Annotated in this window: 28 protein-coding genes; 17 read left to right on the top strand and 11 right to left on the bottom strand. The window is 63.7% G+C overall.

The window, feature by feature from the left end:
* Positions 1–25 precede the first annotated feature (25 nt).
* Positions 26–544 carry a protease adaptor protein RcdA gene (rcdA, locus tag MSIL_RS05220; protein WP_244406219.1) on the bottom strand — a complete coding sequence of 173 codons (519 nt, stop codon included), beginning with the start codon at positions 542–544 and terminating at the stop codon, positions 26–28.
* Between the two features lie 289 nt (positions 545–833).
* Between rcdA and MSIL_RS05225 the strand changes: the two genes are divergently transcribed.
* The 3 genes from MSIL_RS05225 to MSIL_RS05235 all read left to right on the top strand — a co-directional run bounded on the left by MSIL_RS05225 (position 834) and on the right by MSIL_RS05235 (position 3789).
* Positions 834–1640, top strand: coding sequence for a hypothetical protein (locus MSIL_RS05225; protein WP_012590050.1), 807 nt, complete (start codon positions 834–836; stop codon positions 1638–1640).
* Positions 1641–2163: 523 nt separating this feature from the next.
* Positions 2164–3039: a 3-hydroxybutyryl-CoA dehydrogenase gene (locus MSIL_RS05230; protein ID WP_012590051.1), complete on the top strand. Its 876-nt coding sequence runs from the start codon at positions 2164–2166 to the stop codon at positions 3037–3039.
* A gap of 180 nt (positions 3040–3219) precedes the next feature.
* Complete coding sequence (locus MSIL_RS05235; protein WP_012590052.1) at positions 3220–3789, top strand: HNH endonuclease; 570 nt, start codon at positions 3220–3222, stop codon at positions 3787–3789.
* A gap of 15 nt (positions 3790–3804) precedes the next feature.
* On the opposite strand, the gene argE is transcribed toward MSIL_RS05235, so the two are convergent.
* From argE to metZ, 3 genes are all read right to left on the bottom strand, one after another.
* Positions 3805–4977 (bottom strand): acetylornithine deacetylase, encoded by a 1173-nt coding sequence (argE, locus tag MSIL_RS05240; protein ID WP_041368529.1) that lies wholly within the window; start codon positions 4975–4977, stop codon positions 3805–3807.
* 66 nt (positions 4978–5043) lie between these two features.
* Positions 5044–5436 carry a Co2+/Mg2+ efflux protein ApaG gene (apaG, locus tag MSIL_RS05245; protein ID WP_012590054.1) on the bottom strand — a complete coding sequence of 131 codons (393 nt, stop codon included), beginning with the start codon at positions 5434–5436 and terminating at the stop codon, positions 5044–5046.
* Between the two features lie 91 nt (positions 5437–5527).
* The gene (gene metZ, locus MSIL_RS05250; protein ID WP_012590055.1) at positions 5528–6748 is read right to left on the bottom strand and encodes an O-succinylhomoserine sulfhydrylase; all 1221 of its coding nucleotides are present in this window, start codon (positions 6746–6748) and stop codon (positions 5528–5530) included.
* A gap of 143 nt (positions 6749–6891) precedes the next feature.
* Between metZ and MSIL_RS05255 the strand changes: the two genes are divergently transcribed.
* Positions 6892–8052, top strand: a complete 1161-nt coding sequence (locus MSIL_RS05255; protein WP_012590056.1) for a 2'-deoxycytidine 5'-triphosphate deaminase — start codon at positions 6892–6894, stop codon at positions 8050–8052.
* 276 nt (positions 8053–8328) lie between these two features.
* On the opposite strand, the gene MSIL_RS05265 is transcribed toward MSIL_RS05255, so the two are convergent.
* The gene (locus MSIL_RS05265; RefSeq protein ID WP_148213028.1) at positions 8329–9666 is read right to left on the bottom strand and encodes a hypothetical protein; all 1338 of its coding nucleotides are present in this window, start codon (positions 9664–9666) and stop codon (positions 8329–8331) included.
* A gap of 560 nt (positions 9667–10226) precedes the next feature.
* On the opposite strand from MSIL_RS05265, the gene MSIL_RS05270 reads away from it, so the two are divergent.
* Positions 10227–10802: a cytochrome b gene (locus MSIL_RS05270; RefSeq protein ID WP_012590059.1), complete on the top strand. Its 576-nt coding sequence runs from the start codon at positions 10227–10229 to the stop codon at positions 10800–10802.
* A 3-nt stretch (positions 10803–10805) separates the two neighbouring features.
* Here MSIL_RS05270 and dapE read toward each other — a convergent pair whose 3' ends face one another.
* Positions 10806–11972: a succinyl-diaminopimelate desuccinylase gene (dapE, locus tag MSIL_RS05275; protein ID WP_012590060.1), complete on the bottom strand. Its 1167-nt coding sequence runs from the start codon at positions 11970–11972 to the stop codon at positions 10806–10808.
* 345 nt (positions 11973–12317) lie between these two features.
* On the opposite strand from dapE, the gene panD reads away from it, so the two are divergent.
* The 3 genes from panD (at position 12318) to metW (ending at position 14755) form a co-directional block, all read left to right on the top strand.
* The gene (gene panD, locus MSIL_RS05280; RefSeq protein ID WP_012590061.1) at positions 12318–12785 is read left to right on the top strand and encodes an aspartate 1-decarboxylase; all 468 of its coding nucleotides are present in this window, start codon (positions 12318–12320) and stop codon (positions 12783–12785) included.
* Between the two features lie 240 nt (positions 12786–13025).
* Positions 13026–14114: a homoserine O-acetyltransferase MetX gene (gene metX, locus MSIL_RS21000; RefSeq protein ID WP_244406266.1), complete on the top strand. Its 1089-nt coding sequence runs from the start codon at positions 13026–13028 to the stop codon at positions 14112–14114.
* Complete coding sequence (metW, locus tag MSIL_RS21005; RefSeq protein WP_012590063.1) at positions 14111–14755, top strand: methionine biosynthesis protein MetW; 645 nt, start codon at positions 14111–14113, stop codon at positions 14753–14755. Before metX ends, metW begins: the two co-directional genes overlap by 4 nt.
* A gap of 77 nt (positions 14756–14832) precedes the next feature.
* Here the strand turns inward: metW and ppa are convergent, their stop codons facing one another.
* The 4 genes from ppa to MSIL_RS05310 all read right to left on the bottom strand — a co-directional run bounded on the left by ppa (position 14833) and on the right by MSIL_RS05310 (position 18455).
* Positions 14833–15372, bottom strand: coding sequence for an inorganic diphosphatase (ppa, locus tag MSIL_RS05295; protein ID WP_012590064.1), 540 nt, complete (start codon positions 15370–15372; stop codon positions 14833–14835).
* Between the two features lie 337 nt (positions 15373–15709).
* On the bottom strand, positions 15710–16216 hold the full coding sequence (locus MSIL_RS05300) for a GNAT family N-acetyltransferase (RefSeq protein WP_012590065.1): 507 nt from the start codon (positions 16214–16216) through the stop codon (positions 15710–15712).
* A gap of 112 nt (positions 16217–16328) precedes the next feature.
* Positions 16329–17597 carry a hypothetical protein gene (locus tag MSIL_RS05305; protein ID WP_012590066.1) on the bottom strand — a complete coding sequence of 423 codons (1269 nt, stop codon included), beginning with the start codon at positions 17595–17597 and terminating at the stop codon, positions 16329–16331.
* A 174-nt stretch (positions 17598–17771) separates the two neighbouring features.
* Entirely contained in the window at positions 17772–18455 is a 684-nt protein-coding gene (locus MSIL_RS05310; protein WP_083772171.1) for a CBS domain-containing protein, read from the bottom strand.
* A 225-nt stretch (positions 18456–18680) separates the two neighbouring features.
* Here MSIL_RS05310 and MSIL_RS05320 point away from each other — a divergent pair, with 225 nt between their 5' ends.
* Together MSIL_RS05320 and MSIL_RS20555 are read left to right on the top strand one after the other, a co-directional pair.
* On the top strand, positions 18681–18947 hold the full coding sequence (locus MSIL_RS05320; RefSeq protein WP_012590068.1) for a hypothetical protein: 267 nt from the start codon (positions 18681–18683) through the stop codon (positions 18945–18947).
* Positions 18948–19327: 380 nt separating this feature from the next.
* Positions 19328–19537 (top strand): hypothetical protein, encoded by a 210-nt coding sequence (locus MSIL_RS20555; protein ID WP_012590069.1) that lies wholly within the window; start codon positions 19328–19330, stop codon positions 19535–19537.
* 27 nt (positions 19538–19564) lie between these two features.
* On the opposite strand, the gene MSIL_RS05325 is transcribed toward MSIL_RS20555, so the two are convergent.
* Positions 19565–20602 (bottom strand): hypothetical protein, encoded by a 1038-nt coding sequence (locus tag MSIL_RS05325; protein ID WP_012590070.1) that lies wholly within the window; start codon positions 20600–20602, stop codon positions 19565–19567.
* Positions 20603–20836: 234 nt separating this feature from the next.
* On the opposite strand from MSIL_RS05325, the gene MSIL_RS05330 reads away from it, so the two are divergent.
* From MSIL_RS05330 to MSIL_RS05360, 7 genes are read left to right on the top strand one after another with little or no spacing between them, the layout of a single operon-like run.
* On the top strand, positions 20837–21352 hold the full coding sequence (locus MSIL_RS05330) for a Na+/H+ antiporter subunit E (protein WP_012590071.1): 516 nt from the start codon (positions 20837–20839) through the stop codon (positions 21350–21352).
* Positions 21345–21632, top strand: coding sequence for an MrpF/PhaF family protein (locus MSIL_RS05335; protein WP_012590072.1), 288 nt, complete (start codon positions 21345–21347; stop codon positions 21630–21632). The genes MSIL_RS05330 and MSIL_RS05335 overlap by 8 nt, the downstream gene beginning before the upstream one ends.
* Positions 21629–21952 (top strand): cation:proton antiporter, encoded by a 324-nt coding sequence (locus tag MSIL_RS05340; protein WP_012590073.1) that lies wholly within the window; start codon positions 21629–21631, stop codon positions 21950–21952. Before MSIL_RS05335 ends, MSIL_RS05340 begins: the two co-directional genes overlap by 4 nt.
* Complete coding sequence (locus MSIL_RS05345; RefSeq protein WP_012590074.1) at positions 21949–22890, top strand: hydrogenase subunit MbhD domain-containing protein; 942 nt, start codon at positions 21949–21951, stop codon at positions 22888–22890. Before MSIL_RS05340 ends, MSIL_RS05345 begins: the two co-directional genes overlap by 4 nt.
* Complete coding sequence (locus MSIL_RS05350; protein ID WP_012590075.1) at positions 22887–23225, top strand: NADH-quinone oxidoreductase subunit K; 339 nt, start codon at positions 22887–22889, stop codon at positions 23223–23225. Before MSIL_RS05345 ends, MSIL_RS05350 begins: the two co-directional genes overlap by 4 nt.
* A 6-nt stretch (positions 23226–23231) precedes the next feature.
* Positions 23232–24725 (top strand): complex I subunit 5 family protein, encoded by a 1494-nt coding sequence (locus MSIL_RS05355; RefSeq protein ID WP_012590076.1) that lies wholly within the window; start codon positions 23232–23234, stop codon positions 24723–24725.
* Positions 24722–26356: a complex I subunit 5 family protein gene (locus MSIL_RS05360; protein ID WP_012590077.1), complete on the top strand. Its 1635-nt coding sequence runs from the start codon at positions 24722–24724 to the stop codon at positions 26354–26356. The genes MSIL_RS05355 and MSIL_RS05360 overlap by 4 nt, the downstream gene beginning before the upstream one ends.
* Positions 26357–26375: the final 19 nt, after the last annotated feature.

The raw sequence follows: 26375 nt of genomic DNA on the forward strand, positions 1-26375 counted from the left end.
CGAGGGAGCTAAACCTCCTCGCGCGTCAGACGCGCGAATCTTGCGCGAAAGCCGCCTGCAACTGCGCGATCTGGCCGGCGACCGGACTTTTCGGCATGGACGGCCGCGCGCCCGGAGCCGGATCATAGATCAGTCCGTCGAGATGGCGGATGCGGGCCTGCACCCTTAACGAGAGTTCGACAAGCTCGCAAAGCCGCCGCGGCAGCTCTGTCAGAAGATCCTCGGACGACACGGCGTCCTGACGCGCGAGGCGAATGCGGCGCTTTTCGCTCGCCGCCTCGGCGCGGCTGAGTTCGCCTTCGTTGACGGCGCGCTGCAGCAGCAGCCACGACGCGATCTGCATCAGCCGCGTGGTGAGCCGCATGCTTTCGACCGCATAGGCGAGCGCAACGGGCCGCGGCAGGGCCTGCGCCTCCTTGCGCCCTTCCCCGTCGAGATAGGCGGCGGCGGCGCCGACAAGATCCATGCCTTCCTTGAACAACGCCACGAACTGGTCGGAGGCGGCAAGCTTTTCGCCGAAGGACACGGCTCCTTCCGTTTTCATGAAAGACGTCTGCGACATCATGCGCCCGCTGTTGAAATTGAAGTAAAGACGCTGCTCTTCCGGACGGCGGCAAGACGACCCCGGTCCGTCAAACAGAGGAGCCACAGTAGCGGAGATTTGGCGGCGCGGGGACGTAACCTTTCATTAGGCTTAACGGCGCCTGCCGATCCGGCAGCGACAATTGCAGTCCGAATCGGCCGGACGAAGGCCTCGCGCAGGGTTCGAGGTTCAGGACTGGGCGGCCTTCGGGATGACGTCGCGCAAAGGGCCGCGGCCTTTAAGGAAGACAATGATCAAACCCGTCGAACGACCGCTGGTGTTCATCGCCACCCCCTGTTTCGGAGGCCTCGTCTCCCAGCATTACATGCAATCGGTGCTTGGCCTCGTGCAGCTCGCCGCTGCCGCCGGATTCGACGCGACGCTGGCCCTGCTCGGCCATGATTCCCTCATCACCCGCAGCCGGAACACGCTCGTCAGCCAGTTCCTGATGATGCAAGGCGCGACGCATCTGCTGTTCATCGACGCCGATATCGGCTTCGAGCCCGAACAGGTGCTGCATATGCTCAATTTCAATCAGGATTTCGTCGCCGGCGTCTATCCTTTGAAGGTGATCGACTGGAGCAATCCGGCCATCCTGCGCGCGGCGGCGCGACGCGAAGGGTTCGAGACGGCGCCGCTGCTTTATGTCGGCGCGGCCTCGGCCGGCTCCGACCGCGAACAGCGCGGGCGTTTTTGCACCGCGATCTATTGCGGCGGCGGCTTCATGCTGATCAAGCGGCAGGTCGTTGAGCGGATGATCGCCGCCTACCCCGAAACGCGCTACGCGGGAGCGCACGCCTATTCCAACGCCGTCACCAGCGCGGCGAGCTATGCTCTGTTCGATTGCCTGATCGATCGCGATACGGGCGCCTATGTCAGCGAGGATTTCGCCTTCTGCCAGCGGTGGCGCGACATTGGCGGAAAAATCTGGCTCGACACCGAGGGCAAGCTCACGCATGTCGGATCGTATAATTTTCGCGGCGATCCGCGGCTGCGCTATCAGGGCGCCCCGGCCGTCGAGCCTCCGTTTGAACTGGCCGCCCCTCTTGGAGCATGAGGCCGGAAGCCCGAGTCCAAACCACGGCGCTTCCTCGCGCGGCCGCAAAAACTGAATATCCGTCATCTAAGTCTCTTACCGGGCGGCGGCGTTTTGACGGCGTCCTGGCGGCTGTTGGCGACGCCAAGCGAATTCGCTTGTTGCCGACGCTTCGAATCGCGTCAAAGTTAGACCCTCGAGAGGCCGAGCCGACCGCCAAAACCCGCCAGGCCCAAAAGAGCAATTTCCCGTCCCGGCCGCGAAACTTCGCCGCGCGCCGCGACGTTATTGCGTGGTCAGTCCTCGCCGCGCGCATTGGGCAGTCGGCGGTTTAAACTCCGGAATTCGCCGCCATTTGCTTATGCGCCCTCCGAAGTTTTGAATATGGTCAAGACAGATTTTCCGTTCTAGAAGTCTTGTCGGCTTGACCATGGGCGCTTTGGCTTCTGCTCAAAGAGCGGCGCTCGCCGCGTCGGGTCCAACACCGCAGCGGATTTTGCGGGGCAAACGGCCCGCGACGCGATTCCGCCAATGGAAAGAAAAAATGGCCATTAACAAAATCGGGGTGATCGGCGCTGGTCAGATGGGCACGGGGATCGCACAGGTCTGCGCCTTGGCCGGCATTGATGTCGCCCTCAACGACATTTCGGAAGAGCGCATCAAGACCGGCCTGTCCGTCGTCGGCGCGAGCCTCGCCAAGCAGGTCGAGCGCCAGCAATTCGATTCCGCGACGCGCGACGCCGCGCTCGCCCGCATCAAGCCGGCGGCCGACTATGGCGCATTCGGCGATTGCGATCTGATCATCGAGGCCGCTTCCGAGAACGAAGAGGTCAAGCGCAAGATCTTCAGCCAGGTTTGCGCCTCGGCTCGCGCCGACGCGCTGCTGGCCAGCAATACGTCGTCGATCTCGATCACGCGGCTCGCCTCGGTCACCGACCGTCCGGAGCGGTTCATCGGCATTCATTTCATGAATCCGGTGGCGCGCATGCAGCTGGTCGAGCTGATCCGCGGCATCGCCACGGAGAACGAAACCTTCGAGGCCGCGAAGGATCTCATTATTCGTCTCGGCAAGACCTATACGGTGTCGGAGGATTTTCCGGCCTTCATCGTCAACCGCATTCTGCTGCCGATGATCAATGAGGCGATCTATACGCTCTATGAGGGCGTCGGCTCGGTCGAGGCGATCGACACGGCGATGCGCCTCGGCGCCAATCATCCGATGGGGCCGCTACAGCTCGCCGACTTCATCGGGCTCGATACGGTGCTCTCGGTGATGCAGGTGCTGCATGAGGGGCTCGCCGATTCGAAATATCGGCCCTGCCCGTTGCTGGTCAAATATGTCGAGGCCGGCTGGCTGGGGCGCAAGACGCAACGCGGCTTCTATGATTACCGCAGCGGAACGCCGATCCCGACCCGTTAAGCAATCCGATCATCCATCGTGATCCAGCCTGATCGCGCGTCTTGCTTGCGCGCCTTCACAGCTGCGTCATCCGCGCCGTACAATATCCGGGCGAATCGCCGCATCAAGGTAAAGCGAAATCGAATTGACGAATTAGCCCAGCGCAGCTAATGCGGGAGCGCAAAAGGAGAGGCGTCTGAATTGACGGTCCATTTCCATGCTACTGCTTCGCCGGAAGCGTGTCCGGCCCTTGTACTCAACGCCGACTTCCGGCCGCTGAGCTACTATCCTTTGTCGCTCTGGTCCTGGCAGGACGCGATCAAAGCGGTGTTTCTGGATCGCGTCAATATCGTCTCGAATTACGACAAGGCGGTGCGAAGTCCGAGCTTCGAAATGCTGTTGCCCTCGGTGGTTTCGCTCAAGACCTATATAAAACCGTCCCGCCATCCCGCCTTTACCCGATTCAATGTCTTCCTGCGCGACCGCTTCAGCTGCCAATATTGCGGGTCCCGTCAGGATCTGACCTTCGATCATGTGACGCCCCGCTCCAAGGGGGGCATGACGACCTGGGAAAATGTCGTCGCCGCCTGCTCCAGCTGCAATCTGCGCAAGAGCGACAGGCTGCCCGGCGAAGCCCGCATGTGGCCGGCGCACAAGCCCTACCAGCCCACCGTCAACGATCTGCACCAGAACGGCCGGCTGTTTCCGCCGAATTATCTGCACGATAGCTGGATGGATTATCTTTACTGGGATTCCGAACTGGAGCCGTGAACGTCGCCCTTTGGCTCAGCTCAGCTCCTTCGCCAGCCGCCGCATGAATTCTATGCCGGCCTCGACCTGCGCGATCTCCAAAAACTCATCCGGCTGATGCGCCTGGTCGATCGAGCCGGGGCCGCACACCACGGTCGGCGCGCCGGCTGCCTGGAACTGTCCGGCTTCCGTCGCATAGGGCACGCTGATGGTGCTGTTCGATCGCGCAAGCTTTAGCGCAAGCGACTCCGCCACGGAGCCCGGCGCGGGTCCAAGGCCGGGCACCTCGACCTCGGCGAAGGTCTCAATCGAGGCGTCCTTGGCGTTGCGGGTCAAATTCGGCAGCGCGACGCGGGCGATATAGCTCTCAAGATGCGCCAAAGCGAGGTTTTGTGGCGTGTCCGGCAGGCTCCGGAACTCCCAGTCGAAGGCGCATTGCTTGGCGAGAATATTGCGCGCCGTGCCGCCATGGATGACGCCGACCTCGATGGTCGAGGCCGGCGGGTCGAACCGGCCCGAGGGATCGCCGCGCCGGCCAAGCTCCTCATTGAAACGATAAAGCTCGGTAACGAGATCGCAGGCCGTCTCGACGGCGTTGGCGCCGAGATAGGGTTTTGACGAATGCGCCTCATGGCCATGAACGATGGTGCGATAGGTGACGATCGCCTTATGCGCGTCCGCCACCTGCATCAAGGTCGGTTCGCCGACGAGGATTGCGCCGGGACGCGGCAGATCGGCGCCAAAGCGCCGGATCGTGTCGAGCGAACCGCGGCAGGTCGTCTCCTCGTCGTAACTCAAAAGAATATGGATCGGCCGCGACAGCGCCGCCTTCTGAAACTCAGGGATCATCGCGAGGCAGATCGAATCGAAGCCTTTCATGTCGCAAGCGCCGCGGCCGTAGAGACGGCCCTCCTCGCGGCGCAGCTGGAACGGATCGCTGCTCCAGCTTTGTCCCTCGACCGGCACGACGTCGGTATGGCCGGAGAGCACGACGCCGCCATCGATCTTTGGCCCGATGGTGATGAACAGCGCCGCCTTGTCGCCAATCGCATTGGGGATCTTGACGTAATCGGCCCCGCACTCGCGCAGATAAGTCTCCACCGCCGCGACCAGCGCCAGATTCGATTTCGAGCTTTCGGTATCGAAGCCGACGAGCCGCTCCAGCATGGCGATCGCGGCCTCAAGCCTTGCGGCGGAAGGCTCCTGCATCACATTCATCAAAGGCCCGCCTTCTGTCTCTGCAAGCGGAGGCGCGGGCGCCAGCGCGCCGGCGTCTCAATTGAGAACGCGGCGCACGAAGGGCGAATCCAGCGAAAACACCGGGATCTGCGCGTCGAATTCCTCGCCGTTCTCATCGACCATGCGATAGGCGCCGGTCATGATGCCGGAGGGCGTCGTGAGATTCGAGCCGGAGGTGTAGCGGAAGGTTTCTCCCGGCTTCAGAATGGGCTGCTCCCCGACGACGCCCGGGCCCTGCACTTCCTCCAGCCTGCCGTTGCCATCGGTGATTTTCCAATGGCGCGCGGTCAGCTGCACAGTCTTTTCGCTCTGATTGGCGATCTCGACCGTATAGGCCCAGAAGAACATCGCCTGATCGGCGTTCGAGCGCTCAGGGATGAATTCGGGCAGGACGGTAATCTGGATATCCTGGGTGACTGCGCTGTACATGGGGGTGATCCGAGGCGTCCTTTGAGCCGGCATCGCGGCATAAACTTATCATAGCTTAACCCGCGGGAAAAAGGCACGCGGCGCCGTCGTCTCACTCCGCGGCGATGTCCTGGCGTTGGAGCGCGTCGAGCGCCGCCTTGAGATCGTCGATCAGGTCCTCTTCGTCCTCGAGCCCGACCGACAGACGCACCAGCCCCTCCGAGACGCCGAGCGCCGCCCGCGCCTCCGGGGGCAGCCGGTGATGCGTCGTCGTCGCCGGATGGGTGATCAGGCTTTTGGCGTCGCCAAGATTGCTTGAAATCTTGATGAGCTTCAGGGCGCGGCCGAAGGCGAAAGCGGCCGGTTTGCCGCCGACGATCTCGAAGGCGACCAGCGTGCCGCCGCCGGACATCTGTCGCCGCGCGATGTCGGCGTGCGGATGATCGGCGCGGCCAGGGTAGCGCACGAAGGCGACGGCCGGCTGCTCGCTCAAGAAATCCGCGATTCGGGCGGCGCTCTTCGTCTGCCGTTCGACGCGGATCGCCAGCGTCTCGAGGGCCTTCAACAGCACCCAGGCGTTGAAGGGCGAGAGCGCGGGGCCGGTCTGCCGCAAGAACTGCTGTAGATCGCCCTCGACCAGCGCTTTCGCGCCGAGGATGACGCCGCCAAGACACCGGCCGCCGCCGTCGATGTGCTTCGTCGCCGAATAGACGACGAGGTCGGCGCCGAGCGTCAACGGCTTTTGCAGCATCGGCGTCGCAAACACATTATCGACGACGAGGATCGCGCCGGCGTCATGAGCGATCTTTGCGATCGCGGCGATGTCATAGACGTCGAGACAGGGGTTGGTCGGGCTTTCCAGAAAGAAGACCTTGGTTTCCAGCCGCACGGCAGCGCGCCATTGGTCAAGATCATCGCCGTCGACGAGGGTCGAAGCGACGCCATAGCGCGGCAGATGGTCCTCGACGATATAGCGGCAGGCGCCGAACAGCGCGCGGGCGGCGACGACATGATCGCCGGCCCGGACCTGCGACATCACCGAGGCCGTCACTGCGGCCATGCCGGTCGCGGTCGCCCGCGCAGCCTCGGCGCCTTCGAGCAGCGCCATGCGGCCCTCGAACATCGCGACCGTCGGATTGCCGTAGCGCGAATAGACAAAGCCCGGCTCTTCGCCGGCAAAGCGCGCGGCGCAGGCTTCCATCGAGGCGAACACATAGCCCTGCGTCAAAAACAGCGCCTCAGACGTCTCGCCGAAGGGGGTGCGGACGCCGCCGCCATGAACCAGCAGCGTCGCGGGACGCAAGGGCTTAGAGCCGCCAAAGGAATCCGTCATCGTCTCTCCCATCGCGGTGTGGATAACCAGGGCTTGAGAGCAAGCTCGCCGCAGGAGGCTGGATTAGGCTTTTCCTTTCCGCGCCTCAAGCTTTAAGCTTTGGCGCCGGCGCGCCCGCCCTGCTCCGCGACCTGTCAGGATCCATGCAATCGCTTTTCCCGAAACTGGATCAGGATGATTTCGGCCCGCATTTCGGACTGCTGTCCCGCCAGAAGATCGAGCTGATGGCGACGCGCCGCATGATCCAGGCGGCGGACGCCCTTGACGAGCGACAGCTTCAGCCGGCGAGCCTTGACCTGCGCCTCGGCGCGCGGGCCTATCGCGTGCGGGCCAGCTTCTTGCCGGGGCGCGAACGCACGGTGATGGAGCAGCTGCGCGCCTTCGCCCGGGACGAGGATGCAATCAGCCTCGAACAGGGCGCCGTGCTGGAGCGCGGCTGCGTCTATGTCATCCCGCTGATCGAGCATCTGCGCCTGCCCGACAGCATCGCGGCTTTCGCTAATCCGAAAAGCTCGACCGGCCGGCTCGACATTTTCACGCGGCTCATCACCGATAATTCGGAGGTGTTCGACCGCGTCGCCCGCGCCTATGAGGGGCCGCTCTACGCCGAGGTGTCGCCGCGCAGCTTTTCGGTGCGCGTTCGCAAAGGATCGAAACTGAACCAGATCCGCTTCCGGCGGCTGAATTCGCAGCAGCTCGAACGCACCGGATTTGCGGTCGACGATCGCGATCTACGCGAACGACACAAGGCGGCGTCCCTCGTCGACGGCGAGCTCAATTTGCGTCAGGGACTTGTCGTGCGGGTCGCGCTGAGCGCGGCGATCCAGCCGGACGGCGCCATCGGGTACCGCGCGCAAAAACACGCCGACATCATCGACGTCGACCGCGCCGGCGGCTACCGGCTCGACGATTATTGGGACAGGATTTTCGCGCGGCCGGACGGGCGGCTCATTCTCGATCCCGGCGAGTTCTACATCCTCGCCTCGCAGGAGCGCCTGCACATTCCAAGCGATCTCGCCGCCGAAATGGTGCCGATCGATCCGGCCATGGGCGAATTTCGCGTTCATTATGCGGGCTTTTTCGATCCAGGCTTTGGCGCGTCCCCCGATAATCGTCCCGGCGCTCGCGCCGTGCTCGAGGTGCGCAGCCACGAGGTGCCCTTCGTGCTGGAGGACGGCCAGATCATCGGCCGGCTGGTCTATGAGAAAATGGCGGAGGCGCCGCATGCGCTTTACGGCGAGGGAGAGGGCTCCAATTATCAGGGCCAGGGACTAAAGCTGTCGAAGCATTTTGTGATGGATTAGAGCATGTCCCGTCCAGATGGAATCATCTGGACGATAAGGACATGCTCCAACTCATTGATGTGGAGCGATTTCTTGTCGGTCGCATGTTTCCAGATCGATAAGCGCTTTAACGCATGGCGCAGCCAAGCGGACGCGCGTGGCGTCACCAAGATGAAGCGAAACGAGAGTGTCCGGCGCATCAGACGTTCGAGCTTGAACGTCCGATGCGCTAATGCGGCGAGGCCCGGCCGATGCGGTCCAACATCATCGAGGGTTTGTCCGCACCGAAAGCCGGGTCTATTCCTGGCCCTCGTCAAGACGCTTGATCGCGCCGCTCCAGGCCGGCAGCGTCACATCGGACGTCACGTCATATTCAACGAACTCGATTGAATATTGCGGAAAAGGCTCCTTGCCGACCCAGGACTTTATGGCCGCATAGCGGTCCTCGCCCAGTTGTTTGAAAGCGACCTGCTTCAACGCCGGATTATCGAGCATCCGATAGAGCGTGGCGACTTCATCCGCATTGAGCGTGCCGGCATAGGTCTTGGTAAGAACGACGCAATCGCCGGGATGGGCGGCGATGTCGGTTCCGCGCTTGGGCGAAAAGACCGAGGAGGAGCCGATCGAATTCTCCTCAAGGAGATAGTTCAGCGGCGAATCATGATTGAAGACAATGAGCTTGCCTTTGCATTGCTCCTTCCAGGCCGCGAGCGTCGCAAGGCTTCCACGATAATCAATATTAAACGAGCCTTTGAGCGTGTCGCGATGCCAGGCCACATTGACGACGCCGAGCAGCTGAAAGCCGGCGATCAGGGCGATCGCGGCGCGCGCCCAAAGCGGCGGCAAGGCGGCAACGGCCGAAGCGACGATCAGGAAAACCAGCGGAAGCAGGAACACCGAATTTCGCGGCTTCATCGCAATTCCCGTCACGACCATCAACAGCGTCCCGATCGCGAGCCCGATCAGAACGATCCAGTCGATGTCCGATTTCGGCTTCACAAACAGGAAATAGACGCCGAGGGCGGCAATGAGAGCAGTATAAACGCCGGCGGCGACCGAGATCGGGAACACCGCGTTGCCGACGACAAGCGTGATCGCGATCTGGGAAAGCGCGCTGAGGAAGCTGGAGGTCTGATTGGCGCCATGTCCGCGCGCAAACTCTAAGAAAATGAGCAGTTGCGGAATGCACAGCGCAAGGCCGACCAGCCCCGCGATGAATAAGGTTATGATGTCGCCGCGCCGGAAATTCTTCCTTTCGCGCAGCAGATGCGTCACAACCAGCACTGGCGCGGCGCACAAGGTCTCATAGTTGACGTAGAATAAGAGAACGATTCCCCCCGCCAGGATCATCGTTCGCTTGGTCAGGCTGAAATCGGAAAACAGGATAAGGGCGAAAACGATGGCGAATAGCGGATCGAAATAGGCATACCAGCGGAGCGATGCGCCCCACATGATTGTCGTGCCGCAGAGCGCCAGAAAAATCCCCAGGGGCAGTCTTGCGCGAGGGTCGATCTTGTCGAACGCAAAGAAGCCAAGAATGGCCAAACCAAGCGCGTTCAGTATAGCGCTCAGAACCTTGACCGCTTCCCATGATCCAAGAACGTCGAAAGCAGCCTTATTGATAATATAATGCACAGGAGGATGCACATCCTCTCTGTTTACATAATCCCATAAAGACGAATAATTGTAGCTCGAAACGGTGCGAATGTTGAATATTTCGTCGTCGAAGAAAAATCCGTTTCTAATAGAAATAATGGAAATCAAAAGAATTGACAAAAATATGACAGTAGCGAATATCAACCGTGAAGAAGAAGAGATGGTACTCACTCTTGAGGAAGATATTGTACTCACTCAAATCTCCTGCAGCCACAATAAGTAAACCTGCCCCTCCCGCTAGATAACTGGCCTTGCCGGCCAGATCAATGGTTATGAGCCGAAGACAGGCGCGGCGAGGCTCCGTCCTGCAGAGCATCGACCCGATCCATCCTGGCGGCCGCGAGTTAAGCGAAAGCCGATTGCGCCGTCAACGCATTCTTCCGAACGCGCAACGCGTCCTAGTTTAGCTCAAGTCAAGCAAGAGGAGGCGGTATTTTCCCGTTCTGACAACGAAAATGCGCTTGCGCCCGCCGCAAAATCGCCGCCGTTCCGCCCGATCAGAGAATAGGTTTGCACGTGAGAACAGGCGGCTTGAAGCAATGACAGACAAGGCCAGATTCGACGCGGATTCTCTGTCCCGCGTTTATCCTCCGGTTTTGCAGGCGCTGCATTGGATCACCGCGCTTCTCGTCTTCGCGATCCTGCCGGTCGCCTGGGTGATGATCGCCTTGCCGCGCGAGAGCCCCTGGGTCGGAACGATGTTCATGATCCACAAGTCGCTGGGCGTGACCATTTTCGCGCTCGTGGTATTCCGGCTGTTCTGGCGGGCGATCGAACCGCCGCCGCCGCTGCCATGGTCGCTCGAGCCGTGGGAGGCGCTCGCCGCCAAAATCAGCCATGCGCTGCTTTATGTGATCTTGCTCGTCATGCCGATCAGCGGATTCATCCTGTCGGCGGCGAGCAATCATCCCGTCGTCTATTTCAATCTCTTCACCCTGCCCGGCCTGCCCGAGAACAAGCCGCTAGCGGAGGCCGCCGAAAAGCTCCATGTCGCAGGACAATGGGCCGTCTACGCCTTCGTCGGCCTGCATATTCTCGGCACCGCCTGGCATCTCATCGTCAAGCGCGACGCCATCTTGAACCGCATGACGCCGCCGCAGATCAACGCCGATTGAATTCTACTTAAAGTAAGAATTCAATATGTCTGCGTAAATTGACGCAAGCGCAGAGATATCCTCGACCGGCGCGCGTTCGTCGACGGCGTGCATGGTCGAGCCGACAAGGCCGAATTCGAGAACGGGGCAGTAGGCGCGGATGAACCGGGCGTCGGACGTGCCCCCGCTCGTCGAGAGCTTTGGTTTGCGTCCGGTCGCCTGTTCGATCGCCGCGCTGACAAGATCGGTAAACGCGTCGGGCTGCGTCACGAAGGCCAGCGCATTGCAGGGTTCAAAATGGAGCGCGGAAGCGGCGCCCGCTGCCGCCCCCGCCTTCTCGGCGCGCGCGCGTAGCTCGGCCGCGAGCGCATCCGGCGTCCAGATATCGTTGAAGCGGATGTTGAAGCGCGCCCGCGCCTCGGCCGGAATGACGTTGAAGGTCGGATTGCCAACGTCGACGCTGACGATTTCGAGATTGGAGGCGTCGAACAGCTCCGTGCCCTGGTCGAGCGGCTCCGCCGTGAGCGCCGCCAGCAGCCGCATCAGGTGTGGAATGGGATTTTTGGCGCGATGCGGATAGGCGACATGGCCCTGCACGCCTTTCACGGTCAGCGTCCCGTTCAGCGAACCGCGCCGACCGATCTTGATCATGTCGCCGAGTGCTTGCTGGTTGGTCGGCTCGCCGAGAATACAATGATCGAAGCGCTCGCCGCGCTGATGCGCCCAGCGCAGCAGCTTGTCGGTGCCGTTGATCGCCGGACCTTCCTCGTCGCCCGTGATAAGGAAGCTGATCGACCCTTTTTGCGCGCCGCCCTCGGCGACGAAAGCCATGGCGGCGGCGGCGAAAGCGGCGATCGCGCCCTTCATGTCCACGGCGCCGCGGCCGAAAATCAGGCCACCCTCCATTTCGCCGCCGAACGGATCGAAGCGCCAGCTCGCCGAATCTCCCGGCGGCACGACGTCGGTATGTCCGGCGAAGACGAGATGCCGGCCGCCGGCGCCGGCGCGGGCGTAGAGATTTTGAATATCGGGCGTGCTCTCATCCGAGAAAACGACGCTATGCGTGGCAAATCCGGCCTCGCGAAGCTTTGCCGCCAGAAAGTCCTGGGCGCCGGCGTCGAGCGGCGTCACAGAGGGGCGCCGCAACAGCTCGCGGCACAATTCGACGGCGGTATGGGCGAGATCCGACATGGACGGCTCTATCGCATGGCCCATGCGTCGCGCCAATCCGGCAAAATGACCTGACGCCCCTTACAACCTAAGGGGGGCCTTCCCATTTCCTGTTGTCGAAACGCCGAAAATAGAGCATGTGCTGCGGCTGAGGGAAAAACGGCCGCAAGCGGGCGCTTGCGCCGGCGTATGTGTTTTGGCGTGATCACCGCATAACCGAACGGCGAAACGGCCGAAAGTGTAAGTTTCGGATCGACGTCATGCTCTAATCGCTTGGAATCGATCGATGATTCTGGATGAAGCGTCCAGGATCGAAACGGGTCTGCTGTCTGTGGCGCACAGCGCGCCGCGAATGGAACGGAATAGATGCGAAAACTGGTTGGCGGCAAGCTGCACGGCATCCGCGTCACGGAATCGAACCTCGAATACCACGGCTCGATCACGCTCGATCCCGCCCATTGCGAAGCCGCGGGCATTCTCCCGCTCGAATTCGTCGAGATCTGGAACAAGAACTCCGGCGCGCGCATCACGACCTATGTGATCCTCGGGCAGCGCGGCTCGCGCTGCTGCGTGCTGAACGGGGCCGCGGCGCGCACCTGCCAGCCGGGCGACGAATTGATCATCTGCAGCTCGGTCTATCTCGACGGCGCCGAGATCACGAACCTCAGCCCCGCGGTCCTCACCTTCGACGCCAACAATAATATCGTCGAGAGGCTGCATTATTCCGTCACCCGCGACGGCGCCGGCCATTATCAATTCGGCATCGTCGCCGAGGACGGCGAAATTCTGCAGCCGCCGCTGAAATCCGGCATGCGGCAGAAGCGGGCGAGCTGACCTCGCCGGGCATGGCGGAACAGCAAAATGCGCCGCGATTTGCGCGCCTTGCGAGAAGAAAATCCTGCTTAGCCTTGACTCTTTTCACGGCCGGCTTTCATATACCGGACATAATGTTCGCAATATCGAACGCCGTGCACGCCATTGACGATCGTCTTGACCCATAAGCTCAGCGGCCTGCGCGAAGTCGACGCGCCGCATAGTCTCGTCGCGCATTTCGGACCAGATCACGCGCTGCAGATGGATTCGGGCGGCCGGCTCAATCAATGGACGATCGCCTATCAGACCTATGGCGAACTCAACGCCGCCAAATCCAACGCCATTCTCGTCTGCCATGCTCTGACCGGCGATCAGCATGTCGCCAACGCGCATCCGGTAACGGGCAAGCCCGGCTGGTGGAGCACCATGGTCGGTCCCGGCCGGCCGATCGACACCGATCGCTATTTCGTCATCTGCTCGAATGTGATCGGCGGCTGCATGGGCACGACCGGTCCGGCCTCGCTCAATCCGCAGACAGGCCGGCCGTACGGGCTTGAGCTGCCGATCGTGACGATCCGCGACATGGTCCGGGCGCAGGCGATGCTGATCGACCACCTTGGCGTCGATACGCTGTTTTGCGTCGTCGGGGGCTCGATGGGCGGCATGCAGGTGCTGCAATGGGTTGCGAGCTTCCCCGAGCGCGTCTTCTCGGCCATGCCGATCGCCACGGCGGCGAAACATTCCTCGCAAAACATCGCCTTTCACGAGGTCGGCCGGCAGGCCGTGATGGCCGATCCCGACTGGCGCAAGGGCCGCTATCTCGAGGAAGGGGTCATCCCCACCAAAGGCCTCGCCGTCGCCCGCATGGCGGCGCATATCACCTATCTGTCCGACGAGGCGCTGCAGAGCAAATTTGGCCGCAAGCTACAGGACCGCGACGCGCCGACCTTCTCCTTCGACGCCGAATTCCAGATCGAGAATTATCTGCGCTATCAGGGCTCGAGCTTCGTCGACCGGTTCGATCCGAACTCCTATCTTTATGTGACCCGAGCTTGCGACTATTTCGACCTGGCCGCCGACTACGACGGATCGCTGGCGCGCGCCTTTCAGGGGGTCAAGGCGCGCTTTTGCGTCGTCTCGTTCAATTCCGACTGGCTCTATCCGACCGCCGCCTCGCGCGCCATCGTGCACGCCCTGAACGCCGGGGGCGCCTCGGTCTCCTTCGTCGACATCGAGACCGATCGCGGCCACGACGCCTTTCTGCTCGACCTGCCGGAGTTCATCGCCACCTCGCAGGGCTTTCTCGATTCGGCCGCCAAGGCTCGCGGCCTGCCGCCGGCCGCGCCTTGAGCGTCGCCAAAGAGGCCGCAGCCGCGGCGCCCGAAACGACGAGCCGCGTCGACCTTCTCCTCGTCGCCGCCATGGTCGAGCCGAACAGCCGCGTGCTCGACGTCGGCTGCGGCGACGGCGCCCTTCTGCGGCTTCTTGCGGATGAAAAAGGCGTCGACGCGCGGGGGATCGAGCTTTCGCAGCGCGGCGTCAATTATTGCGTCGCGCACGGGCTTTCGGTGATCCAGGGCGACGCCGACACCGATCTTGCCGAATATCCGGACGATTCCTTCGACTATGTAATCCTATCGCAAACGTTGCAGGCGACGCGCCGTCCGCGCGTGGTGATCGAGCACATGTTGCGGATCGGCCGGCGCGCCATCGTATCCTTCCCGAATTTCGGCCATTGGCGCATAAGGGCGCAGGTCGCTTTCGGCGGCCACATGCCGGTGACGCGCCAGTTGCCGACGCCGTGGTATGAGACGCCGAACATTCATTTTTGCACGATTCAGGATTTCATCGACCTCGCGCAGGCGATCGGAGCGCGCATCGAGCATGGCGTCGCGCTCGACCAGTTTGGCAAGCCCCTCGCTTATCGCGGCCGTTGGATCTGGAATCTGCTCGGCGAGCAGGGCGTATTTCTGCTGACCCGCAAGAACTGATCAGCGAACCGCCCCACGGAAAACGCCGGCTTCTCCAGCGCTGTTGAGCGGCCGACGATCCGCGCCGGCCGTTGCGCTTAGCCCTTGACCTCGGCCTTGGCCCGATCGATCGATTCGACGATGATCTGACGGGCCCTTTCGGCGTCCGCCCAGCCCTCGATCTTGACCCATTTGTTGGGTTCGAGATCCTTGTAGTGGGCGAAGAAGTGCTCGATCTGATGCAGGGTGATTTCCGGCAGATCGGTATAATTCTCGACCTTCGAGTAGCGCTTCGTCAGCTTTTCCGACGGGACGGCGACGATCTTTTCATCCTGGCCTGCTTCGTCGCGCATGATCAGCACGCCGACAACCTTGCAGCTCATGATCGCGCCGGGCACGATCGCGCGCGTATTGGCGACGATCACGTCGCAAGGATCGCCGTCTTCCGACAGCGTATGGGGGATGAACCCGTAATTTCCGGGATAGCGCATCGAGGTATAGAGGAAGCGGTCGACGACCAGAGCGCCCGAGGCCTTGTCGAGCTCATATTTGATCGGCTCGCCGCCGATGGGGACCTCGATCACGACATTGACTTCGTGGGGCGGATTCTTGCCGATCGAAATTGCGTCGAGGCGCATGGTCGTCTCCTTTGTCCCTTGCGATCCCTTGGAAGCGCTGACGCGGACAGCCGCGCCCTGCTCCGATATTTTGGCGTCGCGACGCATCAACATCCGCGCGAACGCAAACCCATTCCGTGTAGCCGGCTACGACGAAGGCGGCGATGCCCCGGCAAGCTCCGGCGCGAGACGCAATTGCAGGGCAATCAGGCGGCGATTCGCGGCGCCGGCGAAATCGGACGATTTGAGCGGGGTTATGCGTCAACCCGCCCGGGGCGGCAAGTCCAACCTTGGCATTATACGCAACGCCGCGAGGCGTCCGGCGCAGAGCGCCGCGTAAAGCGCCGGGAGAGAACGATCAGCCGAACGCGAAGGCGTGGCGGGCTCTGATCTCGGAGCCGAAGCGTTCATTGGCCTGACGCACATTGAGGCCGCCGAGCCGCTTGTAAAACTCCACCGCGCGTTCATTGTCGGCGAGAGCCCAGACGAGGAACGACGGATAGCCGTGCTCGGAGAGATCCTTGCGCGCCGTCTCGAACAGCCGCTTGCCGAAGCCGAGCCCCTGAAATTCGGGCGCGACATAAAGCTCGAATACTTCGCCGCCATAACGCAGCGAGGGCACGCGGTTGCGGCCGTAGCTCGCGTAGCCGCCGATCGTTTCATCGAAATCGAGCACAAGCAGGCGGGAGCCACGAACGATCGCCGAATGCCACCAGCGCGGGCCGCGCCGGGCGATCATCCGCTCCAGTTCGCGGCCGGGGATAATGCCCCGATAGGCGTCCCGCCAAGCGGCGTCGTGAACCTCGGCGATGCCCTTGGCGTCGCCCTCACGCGCATTTCGGATGGTGATGACGCCCTCAATCATAGGCGGATGTTACGGCTGCTTGCCTTGCGCCGGCAATACCCCTTTGGCTTGATTTGCGCGCTCGGCTTCGCGCCGTGGCAAAAACATCGCCTGCGCCAGAAGGTCGCATCGATCACGCCCCGCGCGCGGAGGCGGCGTCGAAGCGGGCGTCGTCAAGATCGGCCGCCCCCTCCGCGCCGGGGGCGGCTGGCCGCTGCGAGCGGTAGATCCCCTTGATCAGGACGATATAGGCGATGACGGCGCAGTCGATCAGCGTGACCCACCAGATCTGCGCCGCCGCGGCGCCCAGCATCGCCATGACAAAGATCGCGGTGAGGCCGGCGAGCACCGACGGCGCGATGGAGGTCGGGATTTTGCCCGTGATCAGGAAGATCTGCGCCGTCAGAAAGGCGAAGCCCGCAGCGCCGATGATTCCAAGATCGTACCAGATGACGAAAAGCAGGCTTCCCGGCGTCTGCTCGGGCAGATAGCCGAGCGCGGCCGTGCGATTGGCGGCGTCAAAGCCATGTCCGGTGAAGAGGCGCGGCCATTCGGCGAGGATGATTTCACGCCAGACGAGGATCGATTGCGCCGCGGCGTTCGGATGCTGCAGGGTCATGCCGATCAGCGCGCCAAGCACAAGCGCCAGGACCGGGGCGAAGAGAATCAGCGCGGCGACGACGAGTCCGAGGCGGTGGGCGAGCCGGACCGGCTCCGACATCGCCATGGCGAACACAAAGGCGGCCGCGCCCATCGCCGCAAGGCCCGCCTGGGCGAAGCCGGCCAGCGCGACGCCGGCCGCGAGCAGCGCAAGGATCGCCGCATAGATCCAGCGTTCGCGCAGGCAAAGCGCGCCAAGCGCCGGCCAGACGAGCACGATGAGCGTGATCATCGAGCGTTCGAACAGCTGATCGTCGAAGGGCTGCGGGCGGCCGAAGGGCAGATGGGCGCGGAAGGCGAGGATGAGCACCGCGAGGGCGCCGAGGGCGACGCCGACCGGCAGCAGATAAAGATCGAACGGGCGCGTGCGCGCCGGCAGATAGGCCGCGACCAGGGCGACAAGAAGGGTGGTGCCGACAATCTGGGCGAAACGCTGCCCCGCCTCGCCCGGAAACGGCGTCCAGAGCAGCGACATGGCCGCCCAGAAGGTCAGGAACACGGCTGCGAGGCCTCCCGGGGACACCAAGGCCGTGCGCAGATGGCGCGGACCATGGTCAGGCGCGCCAATCGCCGCGCCGATCAGAACAACGATGGCGCCGACCGGCATCAGCACATAGATCGCGCCGCGCAGCGCGACGGTCAGGATCGGCAGCGCCACCAGAAGGATCGCGAGGCCAAGACGAATCAGCAGGCGGGATGCGTCAGCGGCGGGCGTCTCTGCGTGATGGGAGGCGATCGACATGGCCTGCTTCGGTCAGGAGAACGCCAGAAAGCGCTCCTGCGGCCGCTTTTTCGCGCCCGGCAAGCTCTGGCCCCGTGAATGCTGAGCGACAGTCTATCGCTAAATCGCAAAGCCCGGCAAGGATCTGCAGCTCCGCTCTCCAGGGCGCATTTCGACCTCCTTCGCGCGGAGCGCTCAGTAGGAGGCGATCATCTCATCGGCGATCTTGCCCGCGCCCGGCACGCTCTCGGCCAGCGCCAGCAGCGCCTTGCGCTCCTCCGGCGAGTTGACGAGGCCCCAGATGTGGACGACGCCGTCCGAGACGACGATGTTGCGCTCGCCAAAGCCAGTCCAGGTCTGTTCGGCGAGCTTATCCAGAATCGCGTCGCGCAATTCGCGGTCGCTGTCGCGGACGGCCTGCGTTTTCTGCGACGCCTCGCTCGAAGCCAGCGCCTGCATGATGTTGGAGCGGCTGACGATGCCGACGAGCTTGCCGTCCGTGATGATGGGAACGCGCTTGATGCGGCGCTTTTCAAGGAGATGAGCGATATCGGCCAGGGACGCGTCCGCGGGCGCCGAGATGACCTCGCTCGACATGACCTCAGAAACCTTGCGGCCGTGCTCCTTGGCGAATTGCTGCGCCAGAATACTCGCCGGCGTCAGCGCCTCGACCCACCAGGAATGAGGCTGGGCGGTTCCGTCTTCCTCGCGAAACAAGAGATCGGCCTCGCTCAAGACGCCGACAACCCTTCCGTCGGCGTCCACCACGGGCAAAGCGCTGACGTCATGATCGACGAGCAGCCGCACCGCGGCGGCGATCTCGTCGTCGGGTCCGACGGTGACGACGTCGCGGACCATCACATCGCTCGCATTCATCATTCTTCTCCCGCTGAACGATCGTCGCGTCGACAGTCACGAGTCGGGCGCCGGCCGCGCGGACTATAGATCGCGCGATGTGACACTCTTATTACCCGCAAGCCGAGCGCCGAGGCGCGCGCGCCGTCCCACGACAGCAGCGCGGCGGCGGCGCGCCCAAAGGAACGGGTCAGCGACAAAACCATTTGCATCGAATAGGAGTCATTTCCGAAAAGAAGGAGACCCGCCATGAATTATAGATTTATCGCCCCCGCGGCGATTGTCGCGCTCGCCGCCCTCACGATTCAGGTTGAAGCCCAGGGCATCGTTCGCGGCGCCCAGGAAGGAGCCGCGACCGGACATCGCGCCGCTGGACCTGTCGGAGGCGTCGTCGGCGGCGCGGTCGGCGCTGGCGTTGGCGGCGCGATGGGCGGCGTCAAAGGGGTGCTCGGCATCCCGCAATCGAACAACCGCTACCATTATCACCACCATCGTCATCATAGACACGCCTACTGAGAATATCCTTATGGGGGTTGTTGCCCCTTTCGCGGGCAGTTAGGCTTCGAGTTCGAAGAGTGCGACGTGTCACTCCGGGCGCGGTAACGCGTCATTAATGATACGGGCGCAGTCTCATTGACGCCATGGCGAGCTGGTCATTCGGCCACCTCCGCCAAGGCGCAGCGCCGGATCGAAGCTTATGAAACATCTCCGCAGAGCCCTTGCCGACGACAACAGAACCATTGCGGCGCTAGCGCTGCTCGGATTGGTGATGATGGCGCTTTTCCGGCCCTGATGGACGGCAGAAATTGTCGCGCCGCGCGTAACTTGGCATATGACTTGCTTGTAACAGAGAAATGATCGGGAGGTCGGCGTCCGCAAAGTCAGGAACAGCACTGATGACCAAGATACTTATTCTTGTCTGCTCCATGTCGACGCCGGTTGAGGATTGCTCCCCGATGAACGCCATTAGCGCCTCTCGCGGCCCTAGTGTGCAGAGTGCGATCAGCTGCGGTCTTTTCGGTCAGTCCCAGCTCGCGCAATCCGCGATCGGCCCTGTCGCTGACGAATATGAAAAGATCGTCTGCTCGACCGGCGGCGCGAGCTGATCGCAGCCTCGGCCGGCTTCCTCACAGTTAGAAGCGCCAACCGGTCTGCAGCGTGACGCCCGCTGTCACCTGCGTGAAGCTCGCCGTTGATCGATTCGACGCATTTCTCTCGAGGCTTGCCTGAAAATCGAGCCGCGGGCGGCCGAACCAGCGCGCGGTTTCATTGTCGCCGAGCAAATAGGACGGCAGCGCGAATCCTAGCGTCGCGATCGGCTCCACATTGAAATCCCGGCGCGTAAATCCGGCAATCTCATCGAATTGCCGCCCGATGAATTGCACGCCAAAGCTGAAACTCCATTGCTCCGAAATGATATAACTCATCGAGGGAATGAGAAAGATTGCGGCCGAGGCCGGCGCCGGCTCCCGGAACCGCCCCTGCAAGAACGCAGTGAGGCCAAGCGCCCACACCGCATCCCCTGGCCCGCCGTTTGGCGAAAGACGCTGGAAATCCGCGCCGAAGTTGATGCGTGTATTAAATCCGACATTGACGTCATGACGCGTCGCGATTTCCTGCGAAAACAGAGGCCGGAAATCGACCCGCGGCGCGTAGGCGACATAGGGCGAAAAGCTGTGATCGGCGTTTGCGTCGACATATTGCGCGCGAAACCCGCCGGCAAGAAAGTCGCGATCGGCTTCTGAGACGCCCGTCAGTCGCTCCGACTCGACGCGCAGATTCGCCGAAAAGCGAATCGGCAGGTCTGGCGCGGGCGCCGCCCATGACAATTGTCCGAGCGGACTGATCTCGACCGATCCCGTTCCGCCGTCAGCTGCGGCCTGGGCGTTGGAGTTGAAAAAGACAGGCGTCAAAACGTTCAAAGTAAACCGCGGCGCCCTGACCTGCTGCTCAAGGCCCGGCGCTGTGGCGAAAAGATTGGCGTCGGATGAGAGCGCCGTCTCGCCCGGCGTCGCGAGAATGGCGTCGATGCGCGCATCCTGCGCGTCGCTCTGCGCGTCCGACGTCGCCGTCTGCGCCCGTGCGGCGCCGACGCCCAGCAAAGCGGCGAACGCGCAGAGCGCAAGACGCCAAAAACATCGCTGAACCTTGGCGCGCGGCGCCAAACCCATGCTGTCACCCCCGCGACATCTCATGCGACTGTTGGCGCCGGATCATGTCTTCTTTTGGATATTTCGCAGCCGCAACGAGAGCGCAGCGGCCAAACATCCCGCCCTAATGCGCTGCGTCCCTAATTTCACGAGCGCCGGACGGCGTGCGGCGGCGCTCCTGTCGCAAGCCATTGAGCTCACGACGGAAGCTGCTAAGTTTGCGGCTTCGTCGCAGGCCTGGGGCTTCAGCCTTTCATGTTTAAGACCAGCCCCGATCCGCAAAACGCCGCCGACGTCGTTCGTTTCGGCGCCGCCGCCGTTCGCGCCGCCGGCTTTTTCGCCTTCTGGCTGATGATTGCGGGCGGCGATCTTTTAGGCCTTCCGGTCGGGCTCGCGACCGCCGCGGCGGCAAGCTTCGTGAGCCTGCGCCTGATGCCGCCGGGACGCTCAAAAATTCGTCCGCTTTCGCTTCTGGCGCTGTCGGCGCGTTTTGCGCGCCAATCCGTGGCCTCCGGCCTCGAGGTCGCCTGGCGCGCTTTCGATCCAAGGCTGCCGCTGAATCCCGGCTTCATCGCCTATCCGTTGCGAATCGCGCCGGGCGGCGCCCGGAGCGCGTTTTGCGCGTTCAGCAGCCTGCTCCCCGGAACGCTGCCGACCGGGACCGACGCGGGCGATGCGCTGCTCGTCCATTGTCTCGACGTCAGCCGGCCCGTCGCGGCCGATCTTGCCGCCGAAGAATCCCTGTTTATGCGGGCGCTGGGTTATGACTGAGTTTCTCCTCGCCGCCGCGGGCTTGATCCTGTTCACCGTCGCCGTCGGCCTCGCGCGCGTCCTCAGAGGGCCGGGCGACGCCGACCGCCTGATGGCCGCGCAGCTTCTCGGCACAGGCGGCGTCGCGGCGCTTCTCATCGTCGCGGCGGCGACAGCCGCGCGCGGCCTTGAAGACGTCGCGCTCGGCCTCGCTCTGCTCGCCGCCTTCGCCTCTGTCGCTTTCGTCAACAGCGGCGCGCCGCCGGAGCGCGACGACACGCCGGAAGCGGCGCCGAAATGAGCGGCGCGCTCGATCTTTTCAGCATCGCCGCAATCAGCGTCGGCGGCTTTTTCTTCCTGGCCGGCACGGTCGGCCTTCTACGTTTTCCCGACCCGCTGTGCCGGCTGCATACGCTGACCAAGGTCGATAATCTCGGCCTCGGCTTTATCGTGCTCGGCCTCATCGCGCGCAGCGACGGCGTGTTCGGCGCCTTGAAGCTCGTTGCGATCTGGGCGCTCGTCCAGCTCGCCGGCGCCACCAGCGCGCAGCTCATCGCCCGCGCGATCCGGCGCAAGGAACAGATCGGCGCAAATTCCGCCGGCGAAAGCTCGGCCGCATGACCGCGCTCGACGTCGTCGATCTCGGGCTTGCTTTGCTCGTTCTCGCCATCGCCGGCTGGACGATCGCCGCGCGCGAGGCCTTCGCCGCCATCGTCGGTTATGTCGCCTATGGGCTCTTGCTGTCGATCGTCTGGGCGCGCCTCTTCGCCGTCGACGTCGCGATGACCGAGGCCGCCATCGGCGGCGGCGTCACCGGCGTGCTGCTGATCAGCGCCGCGGCGCGGCTGCGCCAGGCGCAAATGGCGGAGGATGAGCGCCCCGCCCTGCCGCTGCGGCTGATGGCGGCGGCGCTCTCCGCCCTTGTCACGATCGCGCTCGCGGCGGTTATTTTAAGCTTGCCCGATCCCGGCCCGAGCCTTGCCCCGCAAGCGGCCAGGAATCTCGCCGCGACGGGGGTCGGCAATCCGATTACGGCCGTTCTCATCAGCTTCCGCTCCTTCGATACGCTGCTCGAAAAAGTCGTGCTTCTGCTGGCGATCATCGGCGTCTGGTCGCTGGCGCCGGACCGCTATTGGGGCGGCGCGCCCATCGCTCCGCGCGCGGAGCGTCCGGTCGGCGCCCTCACCTTCCTCGCGCAACTTCTCGCCCCGATCGGCATCGTCGTCGGCGTCCATATGGTCTGGGTTGGCGCGGACGAGCCGGGCGGCGCCTTCCAGGGCGGCTCCATTCTCGCTGCCATGTGGATGATCGTCATGATGGCGCGGCTGTCCGAGGCGCCGCCGGTTGGCGCGCCATGGCTGCGCGCGGCGCTGGTCGCCGGGCCCGCCGTATTCCTCATCGTCGGCGCATCCGGCGCCGTGACGGCCGGCGCGTTCTTCGCGCTGCCGCAAGGCTTCTCCAAACCGCTGATCCTCTTGATCGAGGCCTTCATGACCCTGTCGATCGCGGTGACCTTGCCGATGCTGGTCGCCGGGCCGCCGCGGCGGGCGCCGCTATGATCACCGCCGCGACCCTTTCCGGCCTCACCGGCGCAATCCTCATCGGCCTTGGCCTTTACGGCCTCATCGCCGATCCGCGACCGCTGCGAAAGATCCTGGCCTTCAACATTCTCGGCAGCGGCGTCTTTCTTGTCTTCGGCATCATCGCCCGCCGTGGCGCGGCGGCAGGCTTTCCCGCCGATCCCGTGCCGCAGGCGATGGTCATTACCGGCATCGTCGTCGCTTTTGCAGCGAGCGCGCTCGCCATCGCCATTTTGCTCCGTCTCGTCAGTGAGACCGGCCGCGCCAGCCTCAAGCCGGACGCGCCCGGCGCCTCGCCGACGCCGGGCGACTGAGGCGCCATGCCCGGCTTTGCGACAACCACAGGCGGCGTCCTGCTGATACTTGCGATCCTCCTGCCGGTCGCGGGATTGACCGCGTCGCTGGCGCTTGGCGGACGCCGGGCCGAACAGATCGCCCTGACGCTGACGCCGGTCGGCGTGCTGATTGCGCTGGCGATCGCGTCGAGCGTATTGGCGAGCGGCGCCCCAGTCGTCTATATCGTTGGCGGCTTTGCGCCCCCGCTCGGCATTGCGCTCCGCGCCGACGGCTTTTCGGCGATCATGCTGCTGACCACGGCTGTGATCATTTCCGCCGCCTGCTTCTTCGCAAGGTCCAGTTTTGCGACGCCCAGGGGCGAGCCGGAAGCGCGCGCGCCTTTCGCCTTCTGGACCTTGATCCAGGGGCTGTTCGCAGCGCTGAACATCGTCCTTCTCAGCGGCGATCTCTTCAATCTCTTTGTCGCCCTCGAACTTTTGACCTTCTCCGCCGTGCCCATCGTCTGCCTCGACGGGCGGCCGGAAACGCTTGTCGCCGCGCTGCGCTACCTCCTCTTCGCTCTGTTCGGCTCGGTCTTCTATCTCCTTGGCGTCGGCCTCATCTACGGAGCCTATGGCACGCTCGACATCCTGCTGCTCGCCTCGCGCGTAAAGCCGGAGCCCGCGGTCTACGCCGCGGCGGGGTTGATGACGGCTGGACTTCTCGCCAAAACCGCCCTCTTCCCGCTCTATCTTTGGCTGCCGCCCGCCCACGCCAACGCGCCCGCTGCCGGCAGCGCTGTGCTCTCGGCGCTGGTCGTCAAGGCGCCCTTCTTTCTCATCGTGCGGCTCTGGTTCGACGTGCTGCCCAAACTGCCGTCGGAAACGGCGGGGGCGATGCTGGCGGCGCTGGGATCGGCGGCGATCCTCGTCGGCAGCGTGCTCGCCCTGCGCCAGCAAAGGCTGAAGCTGCTGATCGCCTATTCGACCGTGGCGCAGATCGGCTATCTGTTCCTGATGTTCCCGCTCGCGCTCGGCGGCGGCGTGTGGAGCATGGACGCCTGGATCGGCGGCGTGATGCAAACTCTCTCGCACGCCTTCGCCAAGGCGGGCATGTTCATGGCGGCCGGACTGGCCGCGCAATCGCTCGGCCATGACCGCATCACGGACCTCGGTGGGCTTGGCCGCGCCATGCCGCTGACGGCGTTCGCCCTCGGGATTGGCGGCGTCTCGCTGATGGGCCTGCCGCCGAGCGGCGGCTTTGCGGCCAAATGGCTTCTTCTCACCGCCTCGGCCGAGGCCGGCCAATGGGCCTGGGTCGCCGTTATTCTGGCCGGCGGCCTCCTTGCCGGCGGCTATGTCTATCGCATCCTTGCTCCCGCCCTTTCCGGCGAGCCTGCAACGCTGAAATCCGCTCCGGCGCGAAGCCGGGAGGCGATCGCGCTGGCGCTGACGCTTGTTGCGCTCTTGCTCGGCTTCGCCCCGCAGAATTTTTTCAATCTGATCGAGATCGGCCGCCTGCCGGTGGCGGGGCCATGATCGACATTCCGTCCCTTCTTCTTGCCGCCGCGCTGGCGACCCCGCTCCTCCTCGCTTGCGCCTGCCTCTTTCCCGCCGCGCGCCGCCATGCGCTGACGCTGCTGCCGCTCGCGCCGCTTCCCGGCCTCCTCGCCGCGCTTTCGGCCCCTTTCGCCGGACCCGCCTCCTTCGCGGCGCCGGCGTTGCGCCTTGTCCTTGCGCTCGATGCGCCGGGGGCCGTGCTGCTCGGCGTCGCCGCGCTGCTTTGGACGATCGCCGGGTTTTACGCCGCCGCCGCCATGCGCGATCGAGCGCACGCACTGCGCTTTGCGATCAGCTGGCTATTGACGCTCTCCGGCAGCCTTGGCGTCTTCATCGCCGCGGATTTGCTGACCTTCTATCTTGTCTTCGCCCTCGTCAGCCTCCCGGCCTTCGCGCTGATCGTCCATGACGGCGACGCCGCCGCCGCCAGAGCGGGCGCCGTCTATCTTGCCTTCACCTTGCTCGGCGAAACAGTGCTGCTGTTCGGCTTCGTGCTGCTCGCGGCGGGAGAGCCGAACGGCAGTCCCTTGATCACGGACGTGATGGCCGCTCTGCCGCAATCGCCCTTCGCAGCGCCCGCGCTCGCCCTGACCATGGCCGGCTTTTGCATGAAGATGGCGCTTGTGCCGATGCACGGCTTTCTGCCGCTTTCCTATACGGCGGCGCCGATCGCGGCCGCCTCCGTTCTGAGCGGCGCCGCCATCAAGGCCGGCGTAATCGGGATCATCCGTTTCCTGCCCTATGACGCCGCCCTTCCGGGCCTGAGCGAAGCGCTGACGGCCGCCGGGCTGTTTTCCGCCTTCTATGGCGTCGCTCTCGGCATCACGCAGAAGAATCCGAAAACGATTCTGGCCTATTCAAGCATCAGTCAGATGGGCGTCATCGCTGTGGTGCTGGGGATGGGGCTTTCCGCCGACGATCGCGGCGTATTGATCGACGCCGCCTTTTATGGCGCCAATCATCTCCTGATCAAGGGCGCCCTGTTTCTGGCGGTCGGGGTAGCGGCAATCACCGGCCCGAAACGCCTGAGGCTCGTGATCTGGCCCGCGCTTCTGCTCGCGCTGAGCCTCGGCGGACTGCCGCTGACCGGCGGCGCGCTGGCCAAGCTCGCCGTCAAGGACACGCTCGGCAGCTATATCGTGGGCGCGCTCGCCAATCTTTCGGCGGCCGGCACGACCATGCTGATGCTGCATTTCGTGGCGCGTGTCGAAGCCTGCGCCGCAACCGACCCGGACGCAAAGGCGCCGGCGGGACTGGCGGCGCCTTGGCTCGCGGCGGCGCTCGCAGCGCTGGTCGTTCCCTGGTTGATCTTCCCCGTTCTCGGCGAGACGTTCTCCTATGCGCTGAGCCCGCCGATCCTCGTCGACGGACTCTGGCCGGTCCTGCTCGGAGTTCTCCTTTCGCTCGCGCTGCGCCGCTGGGGCGACCGCCTGCCGGAGCCGGCCGCCGGAGACATCGTCGGCGCGGAGGAAGCGGGTTTTCGCGCGCTCTTTCCAATTGGCGCCCTGATGGAGCGCGCCGACCTCGCCATCCGGCGATGGCCCGCCGCGACCCTGTCGCTAGCGACGCTGGCGATCCTCTTCGGCGTCTTGCTGGCGAAGGGGTTTTAGAATCTGACTGCCATCATTG

It is taken from the genome of Methylocella silvestris BL2 (assembly GCF_000021745.1).
Classification (GTDB): domain Bacteria; phylum Pseudomonadota; class Alphaproteobacteria; order Rhizobiales; family Beijerinckiaceae; genus Methylocapsa; species Methylocapsa silvestris.

Bases quoted from the DNA above. Each gene is read 5' to 3' on its own strand.
- rcdA (WP_244406219.1), bottom strand. From the start codon at position 544: ATGAAAACGGAAGGAGCCGTGTCCTTCGGCGAAAAGCTTGCCGCCTCC.
- MSIL_RS05225 (WP_012590050.1), top strand. From the start codon at position 834: ATGATCAAACCCGTCGAACGACCGCTGGTGTTCATCGCCACCCCCTGT.
- MSIL_RS05230 (WP_012590051.1), top strand. From the start codon at position 2,164: ATGGCCATTAACAAAATCGGGGTGATCGGCGCTGGTCAGATGGGCACG.
- argE (WP_041368529.1), bottom strand. From the start codon at position 4,977: ATGCAGGAGCCTTCCGCCGCAAGGCTTGAGGCCGCGATCGCCATGCTG.
- apaG (WP_012590054.1), bottom strand. From the start codon at position 5,436: ATGTACAGCGCAGTCACCCAGGATATCCAGATTACCGTCCTGCCCGAA.
- metZ (WP_012590055.1), bottom strand. From the start codon at position 6,748: ATGACGGATTCCTTTGGCGGCTCTAAGCCCTTGCGTCCCGCGACGCTG.
- MSIL_RS05255 (WP_012590056.1), top strand. From the start codon at position 6,892: ATGCAATCGCTTTTCCCGAAACTGGATCAGGATGATTTCGGCCCGCAT.
- MSIL_RS05270 (WP_012590059.1), top strand. From the start codon at position 10,227: ATGACAGACAAGGCCAGATTCGACGCGGATTCTCTGTCCCGCGTTTAT.
- dapE (WP_012590060.1), bottom strand. From the start codon at position 11,972: ATGTCGGATCTCGCCCATACCGCCGTCGAATTGTGCCGCGAGCTGTTG.
- panD (WP_012590061.1), top strand. From the start codon at position 12,318: ATGCGAAAACTGGTTGGCGGCAAGCTGCACGGCATCCGCGTCACGGAA.
- metX (WP_244406266.1), top strand. From the start codon at position 13,026: ATGGATTCGGGCGGCCGGCTCAATCAATGGACGATCGCCTATCAGACC.
- ppa (WP_012590064.1), bottom strand. From the start codon at position 15,372: ATGCGCCTCGACGCAATTTCGATCGGCAAGAATCCGCCCCACGAAGTC.
- MSIL_RS05300 (WP_012590065.1), bottom strand. From the start codon at position 16,216: ATGATTGAGGGCGTCATCACCATCCGAAATGCGCGTGAGGGCGACGCC.
- MSIL_RS05305 (WP_012590066.1), bottom strand. From the start codon at position 17,597: ATGTCGATCGCCTCCCATCACGCAGAGACGCCCGCCGCTGACGCATCC.
- MSIL_RS05310 (WP_083772171.1), bottom strand. From the start codon at position 18,455: ATGATGAATGCGAGCGATGTGATGGTCCGCGACGTCGTCACCGTCGGA.
- MSIL_RS05320 (WP_012590068.1), top strand. From the start codon at position 18,681: ATGAATTATAGATTTATCGCCCCCGCGGCGATTGTCGCGCTCGCCGCC.
- MSIL_RS20555 (WP_012590069.1), top strand. From the start codon at position 19,328: ATGACCAAGATACTTATTCTTGTCTGCTCCATGTCGACGCCGGTTGAG.
- MSIL_RS05325 (WP_012590070.1), bottom strand. From the start codon at position 20,602: ATGGGTTTGGCGCCGCGCGCCAAGGTTCAGCGATGTTTTTGGCGTCTT.
- MSIL_RS05330 (WP_012590071.1), top strand. From the start codon at position 20,837: ATGTTTAAGACCAGCCCCGATCCGCAAAACGCCGCCGACGTCGTTCGT.
- MSIL_RS05335 (WP_012590072.1), top strand. From the start codon at position 21,345: ATGACTGAGTTTCTCCTCGCCGCCGCGGGCTTGATCCTGTTCACCGTC.
- MSIL_RS05340 (WP_012590073.1), top strand. From the start codon at position 21,629: ATGAGCGGCGCGCTCGATCTTTTCAGCATCGCCGCAATCAGCGTCGGC.
- MSIL_RS05345 (WP_012590074.1), top strand. From the start codon at position 21,949: ATGACCGCGCTCGACGTCGTCGATCTCGGGCTTGCTTTGCTCGTTCTC.
- MSIL_RS05350 (WP_012590075.1), top strand. From the start codon at position 22,887: ATGATCACCGCCGCGACCCTTTCCGGCCTCACCGGCGCAATCCTCATC.
- MSIL_RS05355 (WP_012590076.1), top strand. From the start codon at position 23,232: ATGCCCGGCTTTGCGACAACCACAGGCGGCGTCCTGCTGATACTTGCG.
- MSIL_RS05360 (WP_012590077.1), top strand. From the start codon at position 24,722: ATGATCGACATTCCGTCCCTTCTTCTTGCCGCCGCGCTGGCGACCCCG.